The organism is Streptomyces sp. NPDC048718, from assembly GCF_043198875.1.
Classification (GTDB): Bacteria; Actinomycetota; Actinomycetes; order Streptomycetales; family Streptomycetaceae; genus Streptomyces.
The window spans coordinates 317,570-336,318 of sequence record NZ_JBICVG010000005.1 but is presented as its reverse complement, the minus strand read 5'-3'; the positions used below and the strand labels follow the sequence as shown (position 1 = coordinate 336,318).

Genomic DNA, 18,749 nt, shown 5'->3' with positions numbered 1-18,749 from the left:
TCGTGCGAGGGGTCGTACGAGGACATGGGAGGCGGCGAGCTGTACTGCGACACCTGCGGGCTCGCCCCGGTCGTCGCGCCCGGCGGTGTGCTCGCGGCCAACCCGACGGGTGTCGCGGTGCCGGCCCGGGAGCCGGTCAGCGGTTCGGTGCGCGGTGGCTCGCGCGCCTCGTCGCGGGCGTCCGCGCGGTCCTCGGCGTCCCGGCGTTCGGTGTCCGGGCGGCTGTCGCGGTCGCTGTCGGGACAGAGCACGGTGCGTTCGGTGTCGGTGCGCAGCTCGGGTTCGTCGGGCGCGCAGTCGGGGCGGGGCCGGCTCGGCGCCGGTCTGGTCACGATGCCCGGGGTGCCGCGCCCCGATCCGCGCGGGGCCGTCATGGCGAACCCGGAGGTCCCGGAGAGGAAGCGATTCTGCTCGCGTTCCGACTGCGGTGCCCCGGTGGGCCGTTCGCGCGGCGAGCGGCAGGGCCGTACCGAGGGCTTCTGCACCAAGTGCGGCCACCCGTACTCCTTCGTGCCGAAGCTGGCCGCCGGGGACGTGGTGCACGGCCAGTACGAGGTGGTGGGCTGTCTCGCGCACGGCGGTCTCGGCTGGGTCTATCTGGCCGTCGACAAGGCGGTCTCGGACCGCTGGGTGGTGCTCAAGGGCCTGCTCGACACCGGCGACCAGGACGCCATGGCGGCGGCCATCTCGGAGCGCCGGTTCCTCGCCGAGATCGAGCACGCGAACATCGTCCGCATCTACAACTTCGTCGAGCACCTGGACCAGCGCACCGGTTCCATGGACGGCTACATCGTCATGGAGTACGTGGGCGGCAAGTCGCTCAAGGAGATCGCCAACGAGCGCCGTACGCCCGACGGGCGGCGCGATCCGCTGCCGGTCGAGCAGGCCTGCGCGTACGGCATCGAGGCCCTGGAGGCGCTGGGCCATCTGCACAGCCGCAACCTGCTCTACTGCGACTTCAAGGTCGACAACGCGATCCAGACCGAGGATCAGCTGAAGCTCATCGACATGGGCGCGGTCCGGCGGATGGACGACGACGAGTCGGCGATCTACGGCACGGTCGGCTACCAGGCGCCGGAGGTCGCGGAGCTGGGCCCGTCGGTGGCGAGCGACCTGTACACGGTGGCGCGCACCCTGGCGGTGCTGACCTTCGACTTCCAGGGCTACACGAACGTGTACGCGGACTCGCTGCCGGAGCCGGACGGCATCGAGGTGCTGCGGACGTACGAGTCGTTCTACCGCTTCCTCGTGCGCGCCACCGACCCCGACCCGGCGCGGCGGTTCGGCTCGGCGCAGGAGATGGCCGAGCAGCTGACGGGGGTGCTGCGGGAGGTCGTGGCGCTGCAGTCGGGCCGGCCCCGGCCCGCCCTGTCGACGCTGTTCGGCGCCGAGGTACGGGTCACGGACAGCGAGCTGTTCGCCGAGCAGACCGACGATGTGTCGGTCCTCGGCGCGCGGCGCACGGAGGGGTCGCGGCGCGGGGGGCGGGCGCTGCCGACGGCGGTGGGCGGCCGGGGCGGCGCGTTCCTGCGCCCGCTGGACGTGCCCGCGACCACGCTGGCGCTGCCGGTGCCCCGGGTCGACCCGGGCGACGCCAACGCGGGCTTCCTCGCCGGTCTGCTCGCCGCCGCGCCCGCCGAACTGATCACCGCCCTGCACGCGGCCCCGGTCACCTCGCTCGAACTGCGGCTGCGCGAACTGCGGGCCCGCCTCGAAATGGGCGATCTGGGGGCGGCCGGCCGGTCGCTGGCCGATCTGGAGCAGGGCTTCGGCGACGACTGGCGGGTGGTCTGGTACCGGGGCGTCACCTCCCTGGCGAGCGGCGACCGGGAGAGCGCGGCGCTCGCCTTCGACGCGATCTACGACGCCTTCCCCGGCGAGCCGGCGCCCAAGCTGGCGCTCGGCGTGTGCGCGGAGGTGCTGGGCCAGCTGGACAACGCGACCGAGTACTACCGGCTGGTGTGGGCGACCGACCCGAGCTATGTGAGCGCGGCGTTCGGCCTGGCCCGGGTGCGGCTCGCGGCCGGCGACCGGGCGGGCGCGGTGCGGGCCTTGGAGTCCGTACCGGAGTCGTCCATCCACTACACGGCGGCGCGGGTCGCGGCGGTACGGGCCCGGCTGCGGCGCCGGCCGGCGAACGAGCCGCTGGGGGCGGACCTGACGGCCGCCGCCGCGCAGGTCTCGGCGCTCGCGGGCTTCGGGCTCGACGCGGTGCGCCGTGAGCGGCTGGCGACGGAGGTGCTGGGCACGGCGCTCGACTGGGTGCTGTCCGGCAGCCCCGGCGCGGGCCCGGACGGCACACTGTTGCTCGGCAGCGAACTGGACGAGCGCGGACTGCGCTTCGGCCTGGAACGCTCGTACCGGGTGCTCGCCCGGCTCGCCCAGCGCGGCGAGGAGAGGATCGAACTGGTGGAGCGGGCCAACCGTTTCCGCCCCCGGACGTGGGTGTGAGTATGTCCCTGAAGCCCCAGCCCCCGCACCCCCTGGGCACCTGCCCGGTGTGCGCGGAACCGCTCGAATCGGGGGACCGCTTCTGCGGGGCGTGCGGTTACGACCTGTCGGCCGCCGCCCGGCCCCGGCCGGACCGGCCGACGGTGCCGCTCCCGCTGCCCGTGGACTGGCCCGAGGCCCCGCCGCGGGACCCCCAGGCGCTGTCCACGGCGACCCAGCATCCCGGCGATCTGCCGGGCCTCGCGTCGGGCGGCGGGGAGCTGCCGGCGGTTCCGCTGCGTACGGACGAGGTGCCCGGGGCCCCGGACGGCCCGGGGGCAGGCGTGTCCGCGCCGGGCGGTGCGGAGGCGCAGAATCCGGAGCGGGACGGTGCCGCCGAGGCGGACGGCCCGGAGCCCGACGGCGACTTCACGCTCGCCGCGCCCGATCCCCGGGCCGCGCTCCAGGCGGCCGACGGCGCGGGCGGCGTGGAAAGTACGGGCGGTGCGGGCGACCGCCGGAAGGTGTGCGTGGCCTGCCGGACCGGTCGGGTCGACCGCGACGGCTACTGCGAGCACTGCGGGCACGCCCAGCCGCGCGAGCGCGACCACATGGAGCGGGAACTTCCCTCCGTCGCCGCCGTCAGTGACCGGGGTCTGCGCCATCACCGCAACGAGGACAGTTTCTCCGTCGCCGCCTCGGCGCTGCCCGACGGTTCCCCCGCCACCATCGGCATCGTCTGCGACGGCGTCTCCTCGGCGACCCGCCCCGACGAGGCGTCCGAGGCGGCCGCCGCCGCCGCGAGCGCCGCGCTGGTGGCGGCGCTGCCGGCCGGCACCCATCCGCAGACGGCCATGCACGAGGCGATCGTGGCCGCGTCCGAGGCGGTCAACGCGCTGGCCGCGCCGCCCACCGGCGAGCGCGAGCACCAGAACGCCCCGGCCTGCACCATCGTCGGCTCGGTCGTCGCCGGCGAGGTGTTCATCGTCGGCTGGGTCGGCGACAGCCGGGCCTACTGGGTGCCCGACGACCGCTCCGTCCCGCCCGCCCGGCTCACCGAGGACGACTCGTGGGCCGCGCAGATGGTCGCGGCGGGGCTGATGACCGAGGCGCAGGCGTACGCGGACGAGCGGGCCCACGCCATCACCGGCTGGCTCGGCGCCGACGCGTACGAACTGGAGCCGCACACCGCCGCGTTCAAGCCGGACCGGCCGGGCGTGGTGCTGGTCTGCACCGACGGGCTGTGGAACTACGCGGAGGGCGCCGAGGACATGGCCCGGGTGCTGCCCGCCGACGCCTCGGACCGTCCGCTGCACGCCGCGCAGGTCCTCGTGGGCCACGCGCTCGACGGCGGCGGCCACGACAACATCACCGTCGCGCTGCTGCCGTTCGCGCTGCCGCCCGAGGAGGCGGAACCCGCCGCCTGACGAGCCCTCCGGCCCGTCAGGCCCTCCGAATCCCCGTATCCCCGTCTCCCCGTATCCCCGTCTTCCGGCGACTTCCGCTGTCGTCCGCTGTCCTGACGCCGTTTCCCTTCTCGTGAGCCGAGGAGCCGCATCCCACATGGCCAACTTCGCCAAACCGACCGGGCCCCAGTTCTCGGTGGACGTGTACCAGAACGAGTTCCTGCCGGAGGGCGGCCGGGACGTCAACGCGATCGTCACCGTCACCGCGACCGGCGGCGGCACCGGCGGCCCGTCCGCCGGATCCGCGGGTTCCACCGCGGTCGTGCTCATGCTCGACTGCTCGGGGTCGATGGAATACCCGCCGACCAAGATGCGCGGCGCGCGCGAGGCGGCCGTCGCCGCCATCGACACCCTGCGCGACGGCACCGCCTTCGCGCTGGTGGCCGGTACGCATGTGGCGCGCGAGGTCTACCCGGGCGACGGCAGGCTGGCGACGGCCGACGCGCGGACCCGGGAAGAGGCCAAGCGGGCGCTGCGGGCGCTGACCGCGAGCGGCGGCACCGCCATCGGCACCTGGCTCCGGCTCGCCGACCGGCTGCTGTCCGCCGCGAAGGCCCCGATCCGGCACGGCATCCTGCTCACCGACGGCCGCAACGAGCACGAGTCGCCCGCCGATCTGCGGGCCGCCCTGGAGAGTTGTACGGGCCGCTTCACCTGCGACGCGCGCGGAGTGGGCACCGACTGGGAGGTCGACGAGGTCCGGGGCATCGCCCGGACGCTGCTCGGCACCGCCGACATCGTCGCCGATCCGGCCGGGCTCAAGGCCGACTTCACGGCGATGATGGAGCACGTCATGGGCAAGGAGGTCGCGGATGTCGCGCTGCGCCTGTGGACCCCGGTGGGCGTGGAGATCTCCCTGGTGAAGCAGGTCGCCCCGACGGTCGAGGACCTGGTCGGGCGGCGCAGCGAGGCGGGCCCGCGGGCCGGCGACTACCCGACCGGTTCCTGGGGCGACGAGTCCCGCGACTACCACGTCTCGGTCCGGGTGCCCGAGGCCTCGATCGGCCAGGAGATGCTGGCCGCCCGGGTCTCGCTGATCGTCCCGGACGCGGCGGGCGGTCCGCCGACGGCGCTCGCCCAGGGACTGGTCCGGGCGGTGTGGACGGACGACATGGTGATGTCCACGGCCATGAATCCGCAGGTCGCGCACTACACCGGCCAGGCGGAGCTCGCCGATGTCATCCAGCAGGGGCTGGACGCCCGCAAGTCGGGCGACCACGACGGGGCGACGGCGAAGCTCGGGCGGGCCGTGCAGCTCGCCGCGGCCTCCGGCAACGCGGATACGGCGAAACTGCTTTCGAAGGTGGTGGACGTGGTCGACGCCGCGACCGGTACTGTGCGTTTGAAGGCGAAGGTCGCGGAAGCGGACGAGATGACTCTCGAGACACGCTCCACCAAGACCGTACGTGTGAAGAAGTAGCCCGCGCTGCCCGCCAGGGCAACGGACGACGAGAGGGGGAAGCACCGACATGCCTACCTGCCCGAACGGACACCAGTCGGTCTCCGACGACTGGTGCGAGGTCTGCGGCCACCGCATGGCGGCCGGGGCGGGTGCGCCGACGGGTGCCGTACCGCAGTCTCCCCCGCCGCCGCCCGCCTACGGCTACCCCGGACCGGGCGGTCCGGCGGGCCCCGGCATGCCCGGCCCCGGTGGCCCTGGCGGCCCCCGTGGACCTCTCGGACCCGGTGGCCCCGGTGGGCCTGCCGGACCCGGTGGCCCCGGTGGGTACGAGCCGGGCGCGACCGCCCAGGCCGAGCTGTGCCCGCAGTGCCGCACCCCGCGTGAGCAGATGGCGCCCTTCTGCGAGGAGTGCCGCTGGAACTTCCTCACGAACACGGCGACCTCGTACACCCCGATCGCTCCCACCGGCCTTCCCGCGCCCGGGGGCGTCCACCTGCCGCCGGGCTTCCAGGCCCCGCCGCCGGGACCGTCGGCTCCTCGGCCGCCCGCCGACCCGTTCGACTACCAGGGCTCGCGGCCCTCGCAGGTGAATCGCCCGGCGGAGCCGCTGAGCACCGACCCGACGCACCTCCAGTCGCCGTCGCAGCGTCCGCCGATGGCCGGTCCGCCGGCGCCCCCGGCCCCCGGCCCGGGGCAGGGACCGGGGCAGGGGCAGGGACCGGGGCAGGGGCAGGGACCGGGGCAGGGGCAGGGACCGCAGCCGCCGCAGGGGCCCCGGCCCCCGCAGACGCCCCAGGCACCCCAGGCTCCGCAGGCGTTCCAGCCGGCCCCGCCCGCCGCGCCGGGTCCGGGCATGCCCCCGCCGCCTCGGCGGCGCGCCGACGACGACTGGCTGCTGCCGCCCCCGTCGCAGTCGGGCCCGCAGGCACCGCCCGCGCCCGTCGCGCCGGGTCCGGGCATGCCCCCGCCGCCCGGCCAGGGACAGGGCGGTCCGGGGCAGGGCGGGCAGCTGCCGCCTCCGCCCGGACCGGGCCCGCAGGATCCCGGAGCCCCCGGCCCGCACGGCTTCGGCCCGGGTCCGCAGGCACCCCAGGGCCCCGGCATGCCGGGCGCCCCCGACCCGCAGGGGCCACCCGCGCCGTTCGGCCGGCAGCCCGGCCGGCCCGCCGGGTGGACCGCGGTGATCGGTCCGGACCGCGAGTACTTCATGGCGATGATGCAGCGCAGCGGACCGGAGGCCACGGGGCTCAACATGCCCGCGTACTCCCCCGAGCAGCGCGTCCCCCTCCAGGGCAGCCAGGTCAGCATCGGCCGCCGCCGGCACTCCACCGGCGAGTCGCCCGACGTCGACCTGTCGGTCCCGCCGGAGGACCCGGGCGTCTCGCACCAGCACGCGGTGCTCGTGGCGCAGCCCGACGGCTCGTGGGCGGTGGTGGACCAGAACTCCACCAACGGCACCACGATCAACGGCTCGCCCGACCCGATCCAGCCGTACGTGCCGGTGCAGCTCGCGGACGGCGACCGGGTGCACGTCGGCGCCTGGACGACGATCACGGTCCGCCGCGGCTGACCCGTTCCCTGTCCCGGTCCGGGTCGCGGTCCCGGTCGCGGTCACGGCCGACCTGACAGAGATCCCCCCGGGGTACGCCGTACGGCAACGGCGCCCCGGGACCGGCCGGCCCACGTACAGCAGCCCCCGTACCGCAGCCCCCGAAGCGCTCCCGCTCCTCCCGCCACCACGGCGCCTGAGCGGGAGCGCTTCGCGTTTCCCCCTCCCCTGGCCTCGCCCGCCCGGCGGCCGGAAGCGATTTCGGCCACCGTTCCTCCCGGACCCCCGGTCGTTCGCCGGGACGTCTGAGACGATTGACGGGTGAACGAGATTCCGCGCGACACGCTTCAGGAGCAGACCTTCTACGAGCGGGTGGGCGGCGAGGAGACCTTCCGGCGCCTGGTCCACCGGTTCTACCAGGGGGTGGCCGAGGACCCGCTGCTGCGGCCGATGTACCCGGAGGAGGACCTCGGCCCGGCCGAGGAGCGGTTCACTCTGTTCCTCATGCAGTACTGGGGCGGCCCGCGCACCTACAGCGACCACCGGGGCCATCCCCGGCTGCGGATGCGGCACATCCCGTTCACCGTGGACCGGGCGGCGCACGACGCCTGGCTGAGCCACATGCGCGACGCGGTGGACGAGGCGGGGCTCGCGCCGGAGGACGAGCGCGAGCTGTGGGCGTACATGACGCACGCCGCCGCCGCGATGATCAACACCGCGGGCTGAGGACGCCCGCCCCACGCTCGCATTCCGGCCGCTCACTCTGACCGCCCGCTCCCGGACGAACACATTCCGGTGACGGAACCCCGAATACCGGTCACGATCGGATCAAGGTGGGTCGGCAAGCGGTTTCCAGACCCCCTCCCCTCTGACAGCATCCGATGAACGTTCGATACTGAACGATCACGGTGTTTCAGGGGGGAACCGGGTGACGGGCTTCGTACTTCTGCGGGTCAGAGCACACCGGCTTTTGCTCGCCGCCGCCCTGCTCGCCGTCCTCCTGACGACCTCGGTGCTCGCCACCCTGGCCGGTTTCTCCGGCTCGATCGGCGACGCCGCGCTCCAGAGCACCCTGAAGGGCCGCTCGGCGCCTGCCGCCGCCCTCGTCGTCAGCGGCCAGATCCCCGCCGACCACCGGGCGAGCGCCGACGCCGCCGCCCGCAAGGGCGCCGAGCGGACCTTCGCCGGGCTGCCCGTCACCGTACGGAAGCTGCAGACGTCCGGCCCGTACGCGCTGCCCCGCACGCTCCAGCCGCCGGCCGCCCGCTCCGGCGACCCGGACCTCACCCACTTCGCGGCGCTCGACCGCTCCCGGCTCACCCTGGTCCGCGGCTCCTGGCCGAAGGCCGGCGGCGCCACCGGGCCGGTCGAGAGCGCGATGCCCGAGGAGGCCGCGCGTCGGCTGAAGATCACCCCCGGTACCGTCCTCGACCTCGCCGACCGGCTCGGCGGCAAGCCGCTGAAGACCCGGATCACCGGCGTCTACCGGCCCGTCGACACCGCCGACCTGTACTGGCAGCTCGACCCGGCGGGCGGCCGAGGCGTGAAGACCCTGGTCTTCACCACGTACGGCCCGCTGGCCACCGACCCCGCCACCCTCGCCTCCGGCCGGGTCACCTCCGGCAGCACCTCGTGGCTGGGCGTCGCCGACTACACCGGCGTCGACACCGGCCGGATCGCGGCCCTCCGCGAGTCCGCGACCGACGCGCCGAAGGCGATCCTGGAGGACACCGCGGGCTTCGGCGCCACCATCACCGCGTACACCTCGCTGCCGACCGTCCTGGAGCAGACCGAGCGGGCGCTGCTGGTCTCCCGTTCCACGCTGTCGATCGTGGCCGTCCAGCTCGTCCTGCTCGCCGCGTACGCGCTGCTCCTGGTGGCCCGGCTGCTGAGCTCCGAGCGCTCCGGCGAGACCGAACTGCTGCGCGCCCGAGGCGCCTCGCGCCGCCGGATCACCGGGCTCGCCACCGTCGAGGCGCTGCTGCTCGCGCTGCCCGCCGCCGTCGTCGCCCCGCTCCTCGCGCACCCGCTGACGCTGCTGTTCGCCGACCGCACCGCGCGGGAGGCGCTTGGCCGGCTCGCGCTCGTCCCGCCGCCCGTCGTGTGGCTGGTCGCCGCCGGTGTCGCGCTGTGCTGCGCCGCCGCCGTGGTCGCCCCGGCGCTCGCCGCCGGGGACGGCGCCACCGTCTCGCTGCGCAAGGGCCGCTCCGCCGCCCTGCCCGGGCCCGTCCGCGCCGGGGCCGACATCGCCCTGCTGCTCGTCGCGGGCATCGCCTACTGGCAGCTGGACCGGCAGACCGGCACGGGCGCCGGTGCGCTGGCCGGCGACCGCTCCGGCGGTCTCGGGGTCGACCCGCTGCTCGTCGCCGCGCCCGCCCTGGCGCTGCTCGCCGGCACCGTCCTCACGTTGCGGCTGCTGCCGCCCGCCGCGAAGCTGGCCGAGCGGCGCGCCGCCGGCGGGCGCGGGCTGCCGGCGGCGCTCGCCGGCTGGCAGTTCAGCCGCCGTCCGCTGCGCGGCGCGGGCCCGGTGCTGCTGCTCGTCCTCGCCATCGCCATGGGCATGCTGGCGATCGGGCAGAGCGACACCTGGAACCGCTCGCAGCGCGACCAGGCCGACTTCAAGGCCGGTGTGCCGGTACGGGTCCTGGGCGCCGGCCCCGGCGAACTCGCCGACACCGAACGGCTCGCGATGGTGGACGGGGTGCGCGGCGTGGCGTCCGTGCACCGCGGCTCCACCGACCTCAACGGCAAGCAGGCGACCATCCTGGCCGTCGACACCCGGCGGGCCGCCGGACTGACCTTCCGCCCCGACCTCGCCGACGGCTCGCCCGCCGCCAAGGTCGCCGCCGTCACCCCGAAGCCGGGGAAGCAGACCGGCATCCCGCTGCCCGCCGGCACCCGCGCGCTCACCGTCGTGCTGCGCGACAAGGCACCGGCCGGGACGCCGAGCACCCAGGTCACGATCGTCCTGGAGGACGCGTCCGGGATGCCGTTCCACCGGCTGATCGGCACCCTCCCGGCCGACGGCCACAGCCACCGGCTCACCCTCGACCTGCCCGCGCTCGACGGCGGGCACGGCTTCCGCCTGTCCGGGCTCACCTTCGACGGTGCGGTCGACCCGGGCAAGGGCGGGCAGCGCGAGGTCTTCGTGGAGCAGGTGCTCTCGGCCCGCTCCGGGGATGCCGGGGCCGCCGAACAACCCGGACAGGTGGAAGCCGTGCGCGCCGCCCTGGCGGACTGGCACGCCACGTACAAGGTGGACGACGGCCCGGAGGAAAGCCAGGCCACCTCGATCGCGGTCCGGCCCACCGCCACCGCGCCGCTCACCGCGAGCTTCGTCGCGGGCACCGCGGATCGGCACCCGGACCGGTTCGCCAGGCAGGACGTCTACACGGTGTCGATCGACGCGCCCCGCGCCTCGCCGCCCAAGGAGATCCCGGCCCTGGCGACCGACGCCTTCCTCGCCTCCACCGGCGCGAAGAAGGGCGACAGCCTCCAGGTCTCCTTCAACGGCAACACCCTTCAGGTGCGGATCGCCGACACCGTGCGGGATCTGCCGACCACCGGGCCCGGCGCCCGCTCCGTCTCCGTGACCACGACCGTCTCCACACCCCAGGACGGCGGCGCGCTCCTGATCGACCTGCCCACGGCGAACCTGGCCCTCACCGGGCGCGGCTCCGCGACCCTGGCCCCCACCGAGTGGTGGCTGGACCCCGAGCCGGGCCGGACGGACCAGGTCGTGAAGGCCCTGCGCGCCCGGCCCGACAGCGACCCCACGCAGGTGGTCGTACGTGACGAGGTCGCGGCCGAGCTGCTCGGCGACCCGCTCGGCGCGGGCCCCAACTCGGCGCTGATGGCGGTCGCGGCGGCAGCGGCGGCGCTCGCGGCGGTCGGCTTCGCGGTCGGCTCGGCGGGCTCGATGCGGGAGCGGGCCCAGGAGTTCGGCGTGCTGCGCGCGCTGGGCGCGTCGCGCCGCCAGCTGGCCCGGCTGATCGCCGCCGAGCAGAGCGTGCTCGTCGGCATCGGTCTGGTGGTCGGTGTCGCGCTCGGCACGGTACTGACCCGGGCGGTCGTCCCGCTGATCGTGCTCACCGGGCAGGCGGAACGTCCGGTGCCCCGGGTCCTCGTCGAACTTCCCTTGGGGCACGTGCTGTTGCTGCTCGCGGGGGTGGCGGCGCTGCCGCTGGCCATCGTGGTGGCGATCGCGCTGCGCCGCCACGACCCGGCCGTCACGCTGCGCTCGCAGGGGGACAACTGATGGCCCCGGGTTCCCCGGGGTCCGGCCAGTCCCCGGGCTCCGCGGACCTCCCGGACCCGGACCCCGTGGAGTCCACGAACCCCGCGGGCACCACGGCCGCCAGGGATGCCGCGGGCACCGCCGGCCGGGTCCCGTCCGCGGTCCCGACCCCGTCGTCGACCTCGGCCCCCGCACCTCACTCGTCCCCCTCGTCTCCCACACCTCCCGCGCATCCCTTGTCCCTCTCGTCCACTCCCGCCCGCGGAAAGGCGACCGCCATGCCCCGCAAGCCCGCCCGTACCGTGGCGCCCTGGGTCCGGACCCGGTTGCGGACCGCGCCGGGCGCGGCGTTCGCGTACGGGCTGCTCGTCCTGGTCACGGCCTTCCTCGCGGCGTCTCTGCCGTGGACGACCGACGGATACGAGACGGACGGGCTGCGGCACGCGATCAGCGCCGCCCCGGCCCACCGCGCCACGATGACGATCAGCACCCGGGCGGCGAGCAGTCTCGGCGTCGAGGCGCAGGCGTCCGAGCTCTCCCCGGACAGCCTGCTCCGCAAGCGCGACAAGCTGGCGCCCCTGCTGCCGGATCCGCTGCGCGTCGACCGCGCCGACTCGGTCTACGGAGCGCACACCACGAAGCGGGTGCCCGCGCTCGACCCGTGGCTGCCCCAGCGCGACCACGTTCCGCCGCAGCTGCTCCTCGACGCCCCCACCGGCCTGGCCGACCACGCCCGCTATGTCTCCGGCCGCGCGCCGAAGCGGGGCGCGGACGGCGGCATGGAGGCCGTGGTCTCCGAGAAGACCGCCAAGGCGCTGGGCATCAAGACCGGTTCGGTCGTCCATGTGGCGGGCACCGACGGCGAGCCCAAGGCGATCACCATCACCGGCATCGTCCGTCCGCTGGACGCCAAGCGGCCCTTCTGGACGGTCGAGACGCAGCTGGAGACCCCCGCCTATCTGGCCACGGGCGGGGCCGAGCCCGCGTGGTACTGGGCGGCCGCGCTGATCATGGGGCCGGAGAGCGCGCCCCAGCTGGCCGGCACGCTCGGGGAGCCCGAGCAGTACTGGCGGTTCGCGCCCGCCGCGAACGAGCTCACCGCGCGGGACGCCGACCGGCTCGCCGGTGTGCTCGACTCGCTCGGCGCCGGCCCCGGCCTCGTGAAGATCCGTGAAGTCCTCGGCGACAACGGCGGGTTCCACACCGATCTCGACGACGTGATCACCGGCTTCCGGGACATGCGCGGCTCCATCGCCTCGGTGGTGGCGGTCGCCGTGTTCGGGGTCGGCGCGGTCGCGGCCGTCGTCCTCATCATGACCGGCGGCCTGTTCACCGCCCGCCGCCACCCCGAACTGGCCCTGCTGCGCTCCCGGGGTGCTTCACTGCCGGGCATCGGCGTCCGGCTGCTCGGCGAGACGGCCGCCGTCACCGTGCCGGCCTCGGTGCTCGGGCTGCTGCTGGCGTACGGGTTCACCGGCGCCTCGCCCGACCGGATCGGGCCCTCCTGCGTGGCCGTCGGCGCCGTCGCGCTGCTCGGCTGTCTCGTCGTACCGCTGCGCGCGATGTTCCTGCACCGCCGTCCGCAGCTGCACAGCGCGCGGGACGATCTGATCAACGCCAAGCCGTCCCGGCGCCGTACGGTCGCCGAACTCACCTTCCTGGTCCTCGCGGTGGGTGCGGTGACCGCGCTGCGCCGCCGCGGCGTGGACACCCCGGGCGCCGGATCCGGCACGAGTACGGGATCCGGCGGCGCGGCCGACCCCGGCTCCGGCTCCGTCGACTACCTGGTGAGCGCGGCCCCGGTGCTCGTCGCGCTGATCGCCGCCTTCGTCCTCGTCCGGCTGTACCCGCTGCCGCTGCGCTGGGCGGCCCGGCCCGCGCGCCGGCTGCGGGGCGTGGTCGGCTATCTGTCGCTCGCCCGGGCCGGCCGCTCCTCGGCCACCGGCGCGCTGCCGCTGCTCGCCCTGCTCGTGGCGCTGACCACGGCCGCGTTCGGCGGCTCCGTGCTCACCGGCATCTCCGACGCCCGCGACAAGGCGGCCTATCTGGCGACCGGCGCGGACGCCCGGGTGGAGAGCGGGGTCGCCTTCTCCCCGCTGCCCCCGAAGGTGGAGACCACGGTCCGCGCCTTCCCCGGGGTACGGGAAGTGTCGCCCGTCCAGGTCGAGTACGGCGTCGACCTGCCGGCCCGGCCGGGCATCAACGACAACGGCATGGGCGCCCCGCTGGTCGGCATCGACCCCGCCACGTACGCCCGGCTCGCGGAACGCACCGGCTTCGGGGCGTTCCCGGCCGATCTGCTGAAGTCCACCGGCACCGGCGGGGGCAAGGCCGTCGGGGACAACGAGCGGGTCGTGCCCGTGATCGCCTCGCCGCGGGTCGCCGACCGGCTCGGCGACAAGCCGATGGAGATCACGGCGGCGGCCGGACGCTTCCATGTGAAGGTCGTGGCCGTGCGCGAGGTCACCCCGGCCCTGCCGGACAAGGACTTCTTCCTCGTCAACCTGGCCGACCTGGTCAACCAGGCGCCCACCGCGCTGCTCGTCACCGGCGGCAAGGACGGGGCACTGGACGGCGAGGGGCTGCGCACCACGGTCCTCGCTTCCAGCAAGAGCGCCCATGTGGAACTGGCCGCCGAGAAGCGGGCCGGTTCCGTCGACTCGCCGCTCCAGACCGGCGCCGAGGGGCTCTACCTCGTCGCCATCGCCGCCGGCGCGGGCTATGCCGTCCTCGCCCTGCTGATCGCCCTGTTCCAGGTCGCCCCCGAGCGCACCACGCTGCTCGCCCGGCTGCGGACCATGGGCCTGACCCGGAGCCAGGGCCGGCGGCTGCTCGCCCTGGAGGCGCTGCCGCAGGCGGCGCCCGCGGCGGTGGGCGGCATCGTGGTCGGCTGGGTGACGATCCGGCTGCTCTCGCCGGGTGTCGACCTGACCCGGCTGGCACTCGCCGGGGCGCCCGAGGAGGCCGCGGCCCTCGGCACGGCCTTGCGGGCGGACGCCTGGACGCTCGGGCTTCCGGCGGCCGGCGTGGTGGTGCTCGCGGGCGGGGCCGCCGTGGCCCAGGCGTGGTGGGCGGCCCGTAAGGGCTCGATCAAGGAACTCAGGGCAGGAGACGCACGATGACGACGACCTCGACACCCTCGGGGGCCTCGGGGCCCTCGGCCTCGGCCTCTGCTTCGGCCTCCACTTCGGCCTCGGCTTCGGGTGCTTCGGCCTCGGGCGCTTCGGCCGGGACCACGCTGGAGGAACTGGAGCGGCGGGCCACGGCGCACCGCGACCGGCCCTCGTACGGTCATGACGCGCTGATCGCCTGCGACCGGCTGGTCCGCATCTTCACCACCGACGGGGTGGAGGTGCAGGCCCTCCAGGGCCTGGACCTGCTGGTGCGCAAGGGCGAGCTGATGGCGCTGGTCGGGGCGTCCGGCTCGGGCAAGTCGACCCTGATGAACATCCTGGCCGGGCTCGACGTGCCGACCGCCGGCGCGGCCACCGTCGCGGGCTGCGACCTGCTCGCGATGGACGGCAAGGCGCGGCTGCGCTACCGCCGGGACGTCGTCGGCTTCGTCTGGCAGCAGACCGCGCGCAACCTGCTGCCGTATCTGAGCGCCGCGCAGAACGTGGCCCTGCCCATGCAGCTGCGGGGCGGCGGCAAGGACGGCGCCGGGGGCGGCCGGTCCAAGGACAAGGGGAAGCGGGCGGAGGAACTCCTGTCGATGCTCGGCATCTCCGACCTCCGCGACCGGCGTCCGCACCAGCTCTCCGGCGGCCAGCAGCAGCGGGTGGCGATCGCGGTCGCGCTCGCCAACAACCCGTCCGTGCTGCTCGCGGACGAGCCGACCGGTGAGCTGGACTCGGGCACCGGCGAGCAGATCTTCGCGGCGTTCCGGCGGGCGAACGAGGAGCTGGGCACGACGATCGTGATCGTCACCCACGATCAGCAGGTCGCCTCCGAGGTCCGCCGTACGGTCGCGATCCGCGACGGCCGGACCTCGTCGGAGGTGCTGCGGCGCACCGAGGTCGACGCCGAGGGGCAGGAGTCGCTGGTGGCCCGGGAGTACGCGATGCTCGACCGGGCGGGCCGGCTCCAGCTGCCGGCGGAGTACACGGAGGCGCTCGCGATGCGGCACCGGGTGGCCCTGGAACTGGAGTCGGACCACATCGGGGTGTGGCCGGACGACGCGGAGCACTGACCCGGGGCCGGTGCGACGCGTGTCCCTGACACCCGTGTCCCTGACAGAAGTCGGGGGCGCGGGTCGGGGGCGCGAAGTCTGCGGGCCGAGCGCCGGCTAGGGAGCGGCTCGGGCTCAGAGACTCAGGGGCTCAGGGCCAGCAGGCCCGCCTCGGTGGGGCGGAAGCCGCATCGCGCGTAGAAGCCGGTGAGGTGCGGCTCGTAGTCCACGTGCAGCCAGTGCGCGCCCCGCTCGCGGGCGGCTTCGGCGGCGGCCCGGACGAGTGCCACGCCGAGCCCCTGCCGGCGCTCGTCGGGGTGGACGGTGGTGTCGAGGACGAAGGCGTGCGCGCCGCCGTCGCCGATCACGTTGACGTAGCCGACGAGCCGGCCGGCGCGGCGGGCCGTGACGTGCAGCAGCCGGCGGGCCAGGACCGGGGTGAAGTCGGTGCTCCGGTGGCCGGGCCAGGAGGCGTGGAACAGCGCGTCCAGCTCGGGGCTGGTCAGCTCGGCGTCGACGGCGAGGACCGGAGCGGGAAGCGCGGAGGCCGGGGCGGGGACCTCGGGGTCCGGCGCGCCGGACCCCTGGTCGTCCGCCGTCGGGTCCGTCCTCATCGGGCCCTCCGTCACCGGGGCTCGCTCGGGGTGACGGTCAGCGCCGTCGGTACGTCGCGCAGGGCGACCGAGCCGTACGGGGTGCGCAGCCGCAGCCACGGACCGGCGGCGAACAGCGCCACCGGCAGTTCCTCGCCGGGTACCGGCGGCAGGAAGCCCAGGGACTGCGCGGCGTGCGCGGCGCGCAGCGGCAGGCCCGTACCGGTGAAGACGCGGGACCAGATCTCGCGGCCGATCCGGTCGCGTTCGGCGCGGGTGCGCCGTTCCTCGGGCAGGGCCTCGTCCCGGGACCGGAACTCGGCCACCGCCTCGGCCACCGCGCCGCGCAGCTCGGCGGCGGACGGCAGTCCGGCGACCGGCTGCCAGTCGGTCCGGGGCGGCAGCACCCCGGTCCACGGCGGGCCGGTGACCGTGCCGGGCACGAACGCCTTTCCCGACGACTCCTCGATTCCTTCGAGGAGTTCGCCCGCCGAGACGGTCGCGTCCAAGTCGACGGGGTCGGCCAGGCGCGCCGTACGGATGGCGATCACCTCGAACGACGGCGGCCGGCCGAACACGGCGACCGCGCCGCCGCCGGCCTGAAGACGGACGGTGGCGGCGCGGTCGTAGTGCAGCAGCCGGCGCAGGAAGGCGGCGAGACCCGCCGCCTCCCTGGGGTCGGCGAAACGCAGCGGCGCGGACGCGGTCATGCGTCGGTGGCCCGCGAGGTCATCCCGTCGTCCATGTACTCCTTGAGGAACTCCCGCTCCTCGTCGCTGATGCGACGGGGACGCTGCTCCTCCAGGTCGAACGGCACGACGACTGTGGACGCCCGGACGTAGGTGACGTCGGGGTCCTTGATCTCGTACGCGATCGTCAGCGACGCCGCGCCGATCTTGGTGACCCAAGACTCGACGGTGACCGGCTCGTGCCGGTGCACCAGCGGCCGGACGTAGTCGATCTCGTGCCGGGCCACGACGGACCCGCCGGAGAAGGACGGGCTCCCGTCCCCCGGCGCCAGCCGGAACATGAAGTCGATCCGGGCCTCCTCCAGGTAGCGGAGGAAGACCACGTTGTTGACGTGCCCGAAGGCGTCCATGTCCGACCAGCGGAGGGGACAGGAGTAGAGGTGCCTCGCCATGGGTTCGCCGGCCTCAGCCTCGGGTCAGCTTCTTGTGCGTGGCACGGTGCGGACGGGCCGCGTCCGGGCCGAGGCGCTCGACCTTGTTCTTCTCGTACGACTCGAAGTTGCCCTCGAACCAGAACCACTTGGAGTCGCCCTCGTACGCCAGGATGTGCGTGGCGACCCGGTCCAGGAACCAGCGGTCGTGGGAGACGACCACGGCGCAGCCGGGGAAGTCGAGGAGCGCGTTCTCCAGCGAGGACAGGGTCTCGACGTCGAGGTCGTTGGTCGGCTCGTCGAGGAGCAGCAGGTTGCCGCCCTGCTTCAGGGTGAGCGCCAGGTTCAGGCGGTTGCGCTCACCACCGGAGAGCACACCGGCCGGCTTCTGCTGGTCCGGGCCCTTGAAGCCGAACGCGGAGACGTAGGCGCGGGACGGCATCTCGACCTGGCCGACGTTGATGTAGTCGAGACCGTCGGACACGACCTCCCACAGCGTCTTCTTCGGGTCGATGTTGGCGCGGCCCTGGTCGACGTACGAGATCTTGACGGTCTCGCCGACCTTGATGTCGCCGGAGTCCGGGGTCTCCAGACCCTGGAGCATCTTGAAGAGCGTGGTCTTGCCGGCGCCGTTCGGGCCGATCACGCCGACGATGCCGTTACGGGGCAGGGTGAAGGAGAGGTCGTCGACCAGGACCTTCTCGCCGAAGGCCTTGTTGAGGTTCTCGACCTCGACGACGACGCTGCCCAGACGCGGGCCCGGCGGGATCTGGATCTCCTCGAAGTCCAGCTTCCGCATCTTGTCCGCCTCGGCGGCCATCTCCTCGTAGCGGGCGAGGCGCGCCTTCGACTTGGCCTGACGGCCCTTGGCGTTGGAGCGGACCCACTCAAGCTCTTCCTTGAGGCGCTTGGCGCGCTTGGCGTCCTTCTGGCCCTCGACCTTGAGACGGGAGGCCTTGTTCTCCAGGTACGTGGAGTAGTTGCCCTCGTAGGGGATCGCGCGGCCGCGGTCCAGCTCGAGGATCCACTCGGCGACGTTGTCGAGGAAGTACCGGTCGTGGGTGATGGCCACGACGGTGCCCTTGTACTTGGCCAGGTGCTGCTCCAGCCAGTTCACCGACTCGGCGTCGAGGTGGTTGGTGGGCTCGTCGAGGAGCAGCAGGTCGGGGGCCTCGAGCAGCAGCTTGCAGAGCGCGACACGGCGCTTCTCGCCACCGGAGAGGTTGGTGACCTGCCAGTCGCCGGGCGGGCAGCCCAGGGCGTCCATGGCCTGCTCCAGCTGGGCGTCCAGGTCCCACGCCTCGGCGTGGTCCAGGTCGTCCTGGAGCTTGCCCATCTCCTCCATGAGCTCGTCGGTGTAGTTCGTCGCCATTTCCTCGGCGATCGCGTTGAACCGGTCGAGCTTGCCCTTGATCACGGCCACGCCGTCCTGGACGTTCTCCAGGACGGTCTTGGACTCGTCGAGCTTGGGCTCCTGCATGAGGATGCCGACGGAGAAGCCCGGCGACAGGAACGCGTCACCGTTGGAGGGCTGCTCCAGGCCGGCCATGATCTTCAGCACGGTGGACTTACCGGCACCGTTCGGGCCGACCACACCGATCTTCGCACCCGGCAGGAAGCTCAGCGTCACGTCATCGAGGATGACCTTGTCGCCGTGCGCCTTGCGCGTCTTGCGCATGGTGTAGATGTACTCAGCCAAGAGAAACCGTCCGGCAAGGAGTGAGTGGGCAGATGGACTCCATCTTGCCTGACCGAGGGCCGTCGGCGGAAACCACATCCGCCGG

General features: G+C 74.3%; 12 protein-coding genes. 8 read left to right on the top strand and 4 right to left on the bottom strand.

The genetic code is table 11. From position 1 onward, the window contains the following. Positions 1 to 24: 24 nt before the first annotated feature. From ACGFRB_RS12115 to ACGFRB_RS12080, 8 genes are all read left to right on the top strand, one after another. Positions 25 to 2,451 carry a tetratricopeptide repeat protein gene (locus tag ACGFRB_RS12115; protein ID WP_393242547.1) on the top strand — a complete coding sequence of 809 codons (2,427 nt, stop codon included), beginning with the start codon at positions 25 to 27 and terminating at the stop codon, positions 2,449 to 2,451. Positions 2,452 to 2,453: 2 nt separating this feature from the next. Continuing rightward, positions 2,454 to 3,857: a protein phosphatase 2C domain-containing protein gene (locus ACGFRB_RS12110; protein WP_393242210.1), complete on the top strand. Its 1,404-nt coding sequence runs from the start codon at positions 2,454 to 2,456 to the stop codon at positions 3,855 to 3,857. Between the two features lie 136 nt (positions 3,858 to 3,993). Then, complete coding sequence (locus tag ACGFRB_RS12105; RefSeq protein WP_393242207.1) at positions 3,994 to 5,316, top strand: VWA domain-containing protein; 1,323 nt, start codon at positions 3,994 to 3,996, stop codon at positions 5,314 to 5,316. A gap of 49 nt (positions 5,317 to 5,365) precedes the next feature. After that, positions 5,366 to 6,868: an FHA domain-containing protein gene (locus tag ACGFRB_RS12100; RefSeq protein WP_393242205.1), complete on the top strand. Its 1,503-nt coding sequence runs from the start codon at positions 5,366 to 5,368 to the stop codon at positions 6,866 to 6,868. A 300-nt stretch (positions 6,869 to 7,168) separates the two neighbouring features. Then, the gene (locus ACGFRB_RS12095) at positions 7,169 to 7,573 is read left to right on the top strand and encodes a globin (RefSeq protein WP_363000411.1); all 405 of its coding nucleotides are present in this window, start codon (positions 7,169 to 7,171) and stop codon (positions 7,571 to 7,573) included. Positions 7,574 to 7,775: 202 nt separating this feature from the next. Continuing rightward, a complete protein-coding gene (locus tag ACGFRB_RS12090; protein ID WP_393242202.1) occupies positions 7,776 to 11,105 on the top strand; it encodes an FtsX-like permease family protein in 3,330 nt (1,109 codons plus the stop codon). A 257-nt stretch (positions 11,106 to 11,362) separates the two neighbouring features. Further along, positions 11,363 to 14,206, top strand: a complete 2,844-nt coding sequence (locus ACGFRB_RS12085; protein WP_393242199.1) for an FtsX-like permease family protein — start codon at positions 11,363 to 11,365, stop codon at positions 14,204 to 14,206. Continuing rightward, positions 14,203 to 15,273, top strand: a complete 1,071-nt coding sequence (locus ACGFRB_RS12080) for an ABC transporter ATP-binding protein (RefSeq protein WP_393242196.1) — start codon at positions 14,203 to 14,205, stop codon at positions 15,271 to 15,273. The genes ACGFRB_RS12085 and ACGFRB_RS12080 overlap by 4 nt, the downstream gene beginning before the upstream one ends. A 122-nt stretch (positions 15,274 to 15,395) precedes the next feature. On the opposite strand, the gene ACGFRB_RS12075 is transcribed toward ACGFRB_RS12080, so the two are convergent. Genes ACGFRB_RS12075 through ettA form a run of 4 tightly spaced genes read right to left on the bottom strand, consistent with a single transcriptional unit; the run spans position 15,396 to position 18,664 of the window. Next, entirely contained in the window at positions 15,396 to 15,866 is a 471-nt protein-coding gene (locus ACGFRB_RS12075; RefSeq protein WP_393242193.1) for a GNAT family N-acetyltransferase, read from the bottom strand. Positions 15,867 to 15,877: 11 nt separating this feature from the next. Continuing rightward, complete coding sequence (locus tag ACGFRB_RS12070) at positions 15,878 to 16,555, bottom strand: hypothetical protein (RefSeq protein WP_393242190.1); 678 nt, start codon at positions 16,553 to 16,555, stop codon at positions 15,878 to 15,880. After that, positions 16,552 to 16,986: a thioesterase family protein gene (locus ACGFRB_RS12065; protein ID WP_363000423.1), complete on the bottom strand. Its 435-nt coding sequence runs from the start codon at positions 16,984 to 16,986 to the stop codon at positions 16,552 to 16,554. Before ACGFRB_RS12065 ends, ACGFRB_RS12070 begins: the two co-directional genes overlap by 4 nt. Before the next feature lie 13 nt (positions 16,987 to 16,999). After that, entirely contained in the window at positions 17,000 to 18,664 is a 1,665-nt protein-coding gene (gene ettA, locus ACGFRB_RS12060; protein WP_393242187.1) for an energy-dependent translational throttle protein EttA, read from the bottom strand. Between the last annotated feature and the right edge of the window lie 85 nt (positions 18,665 to 18,749).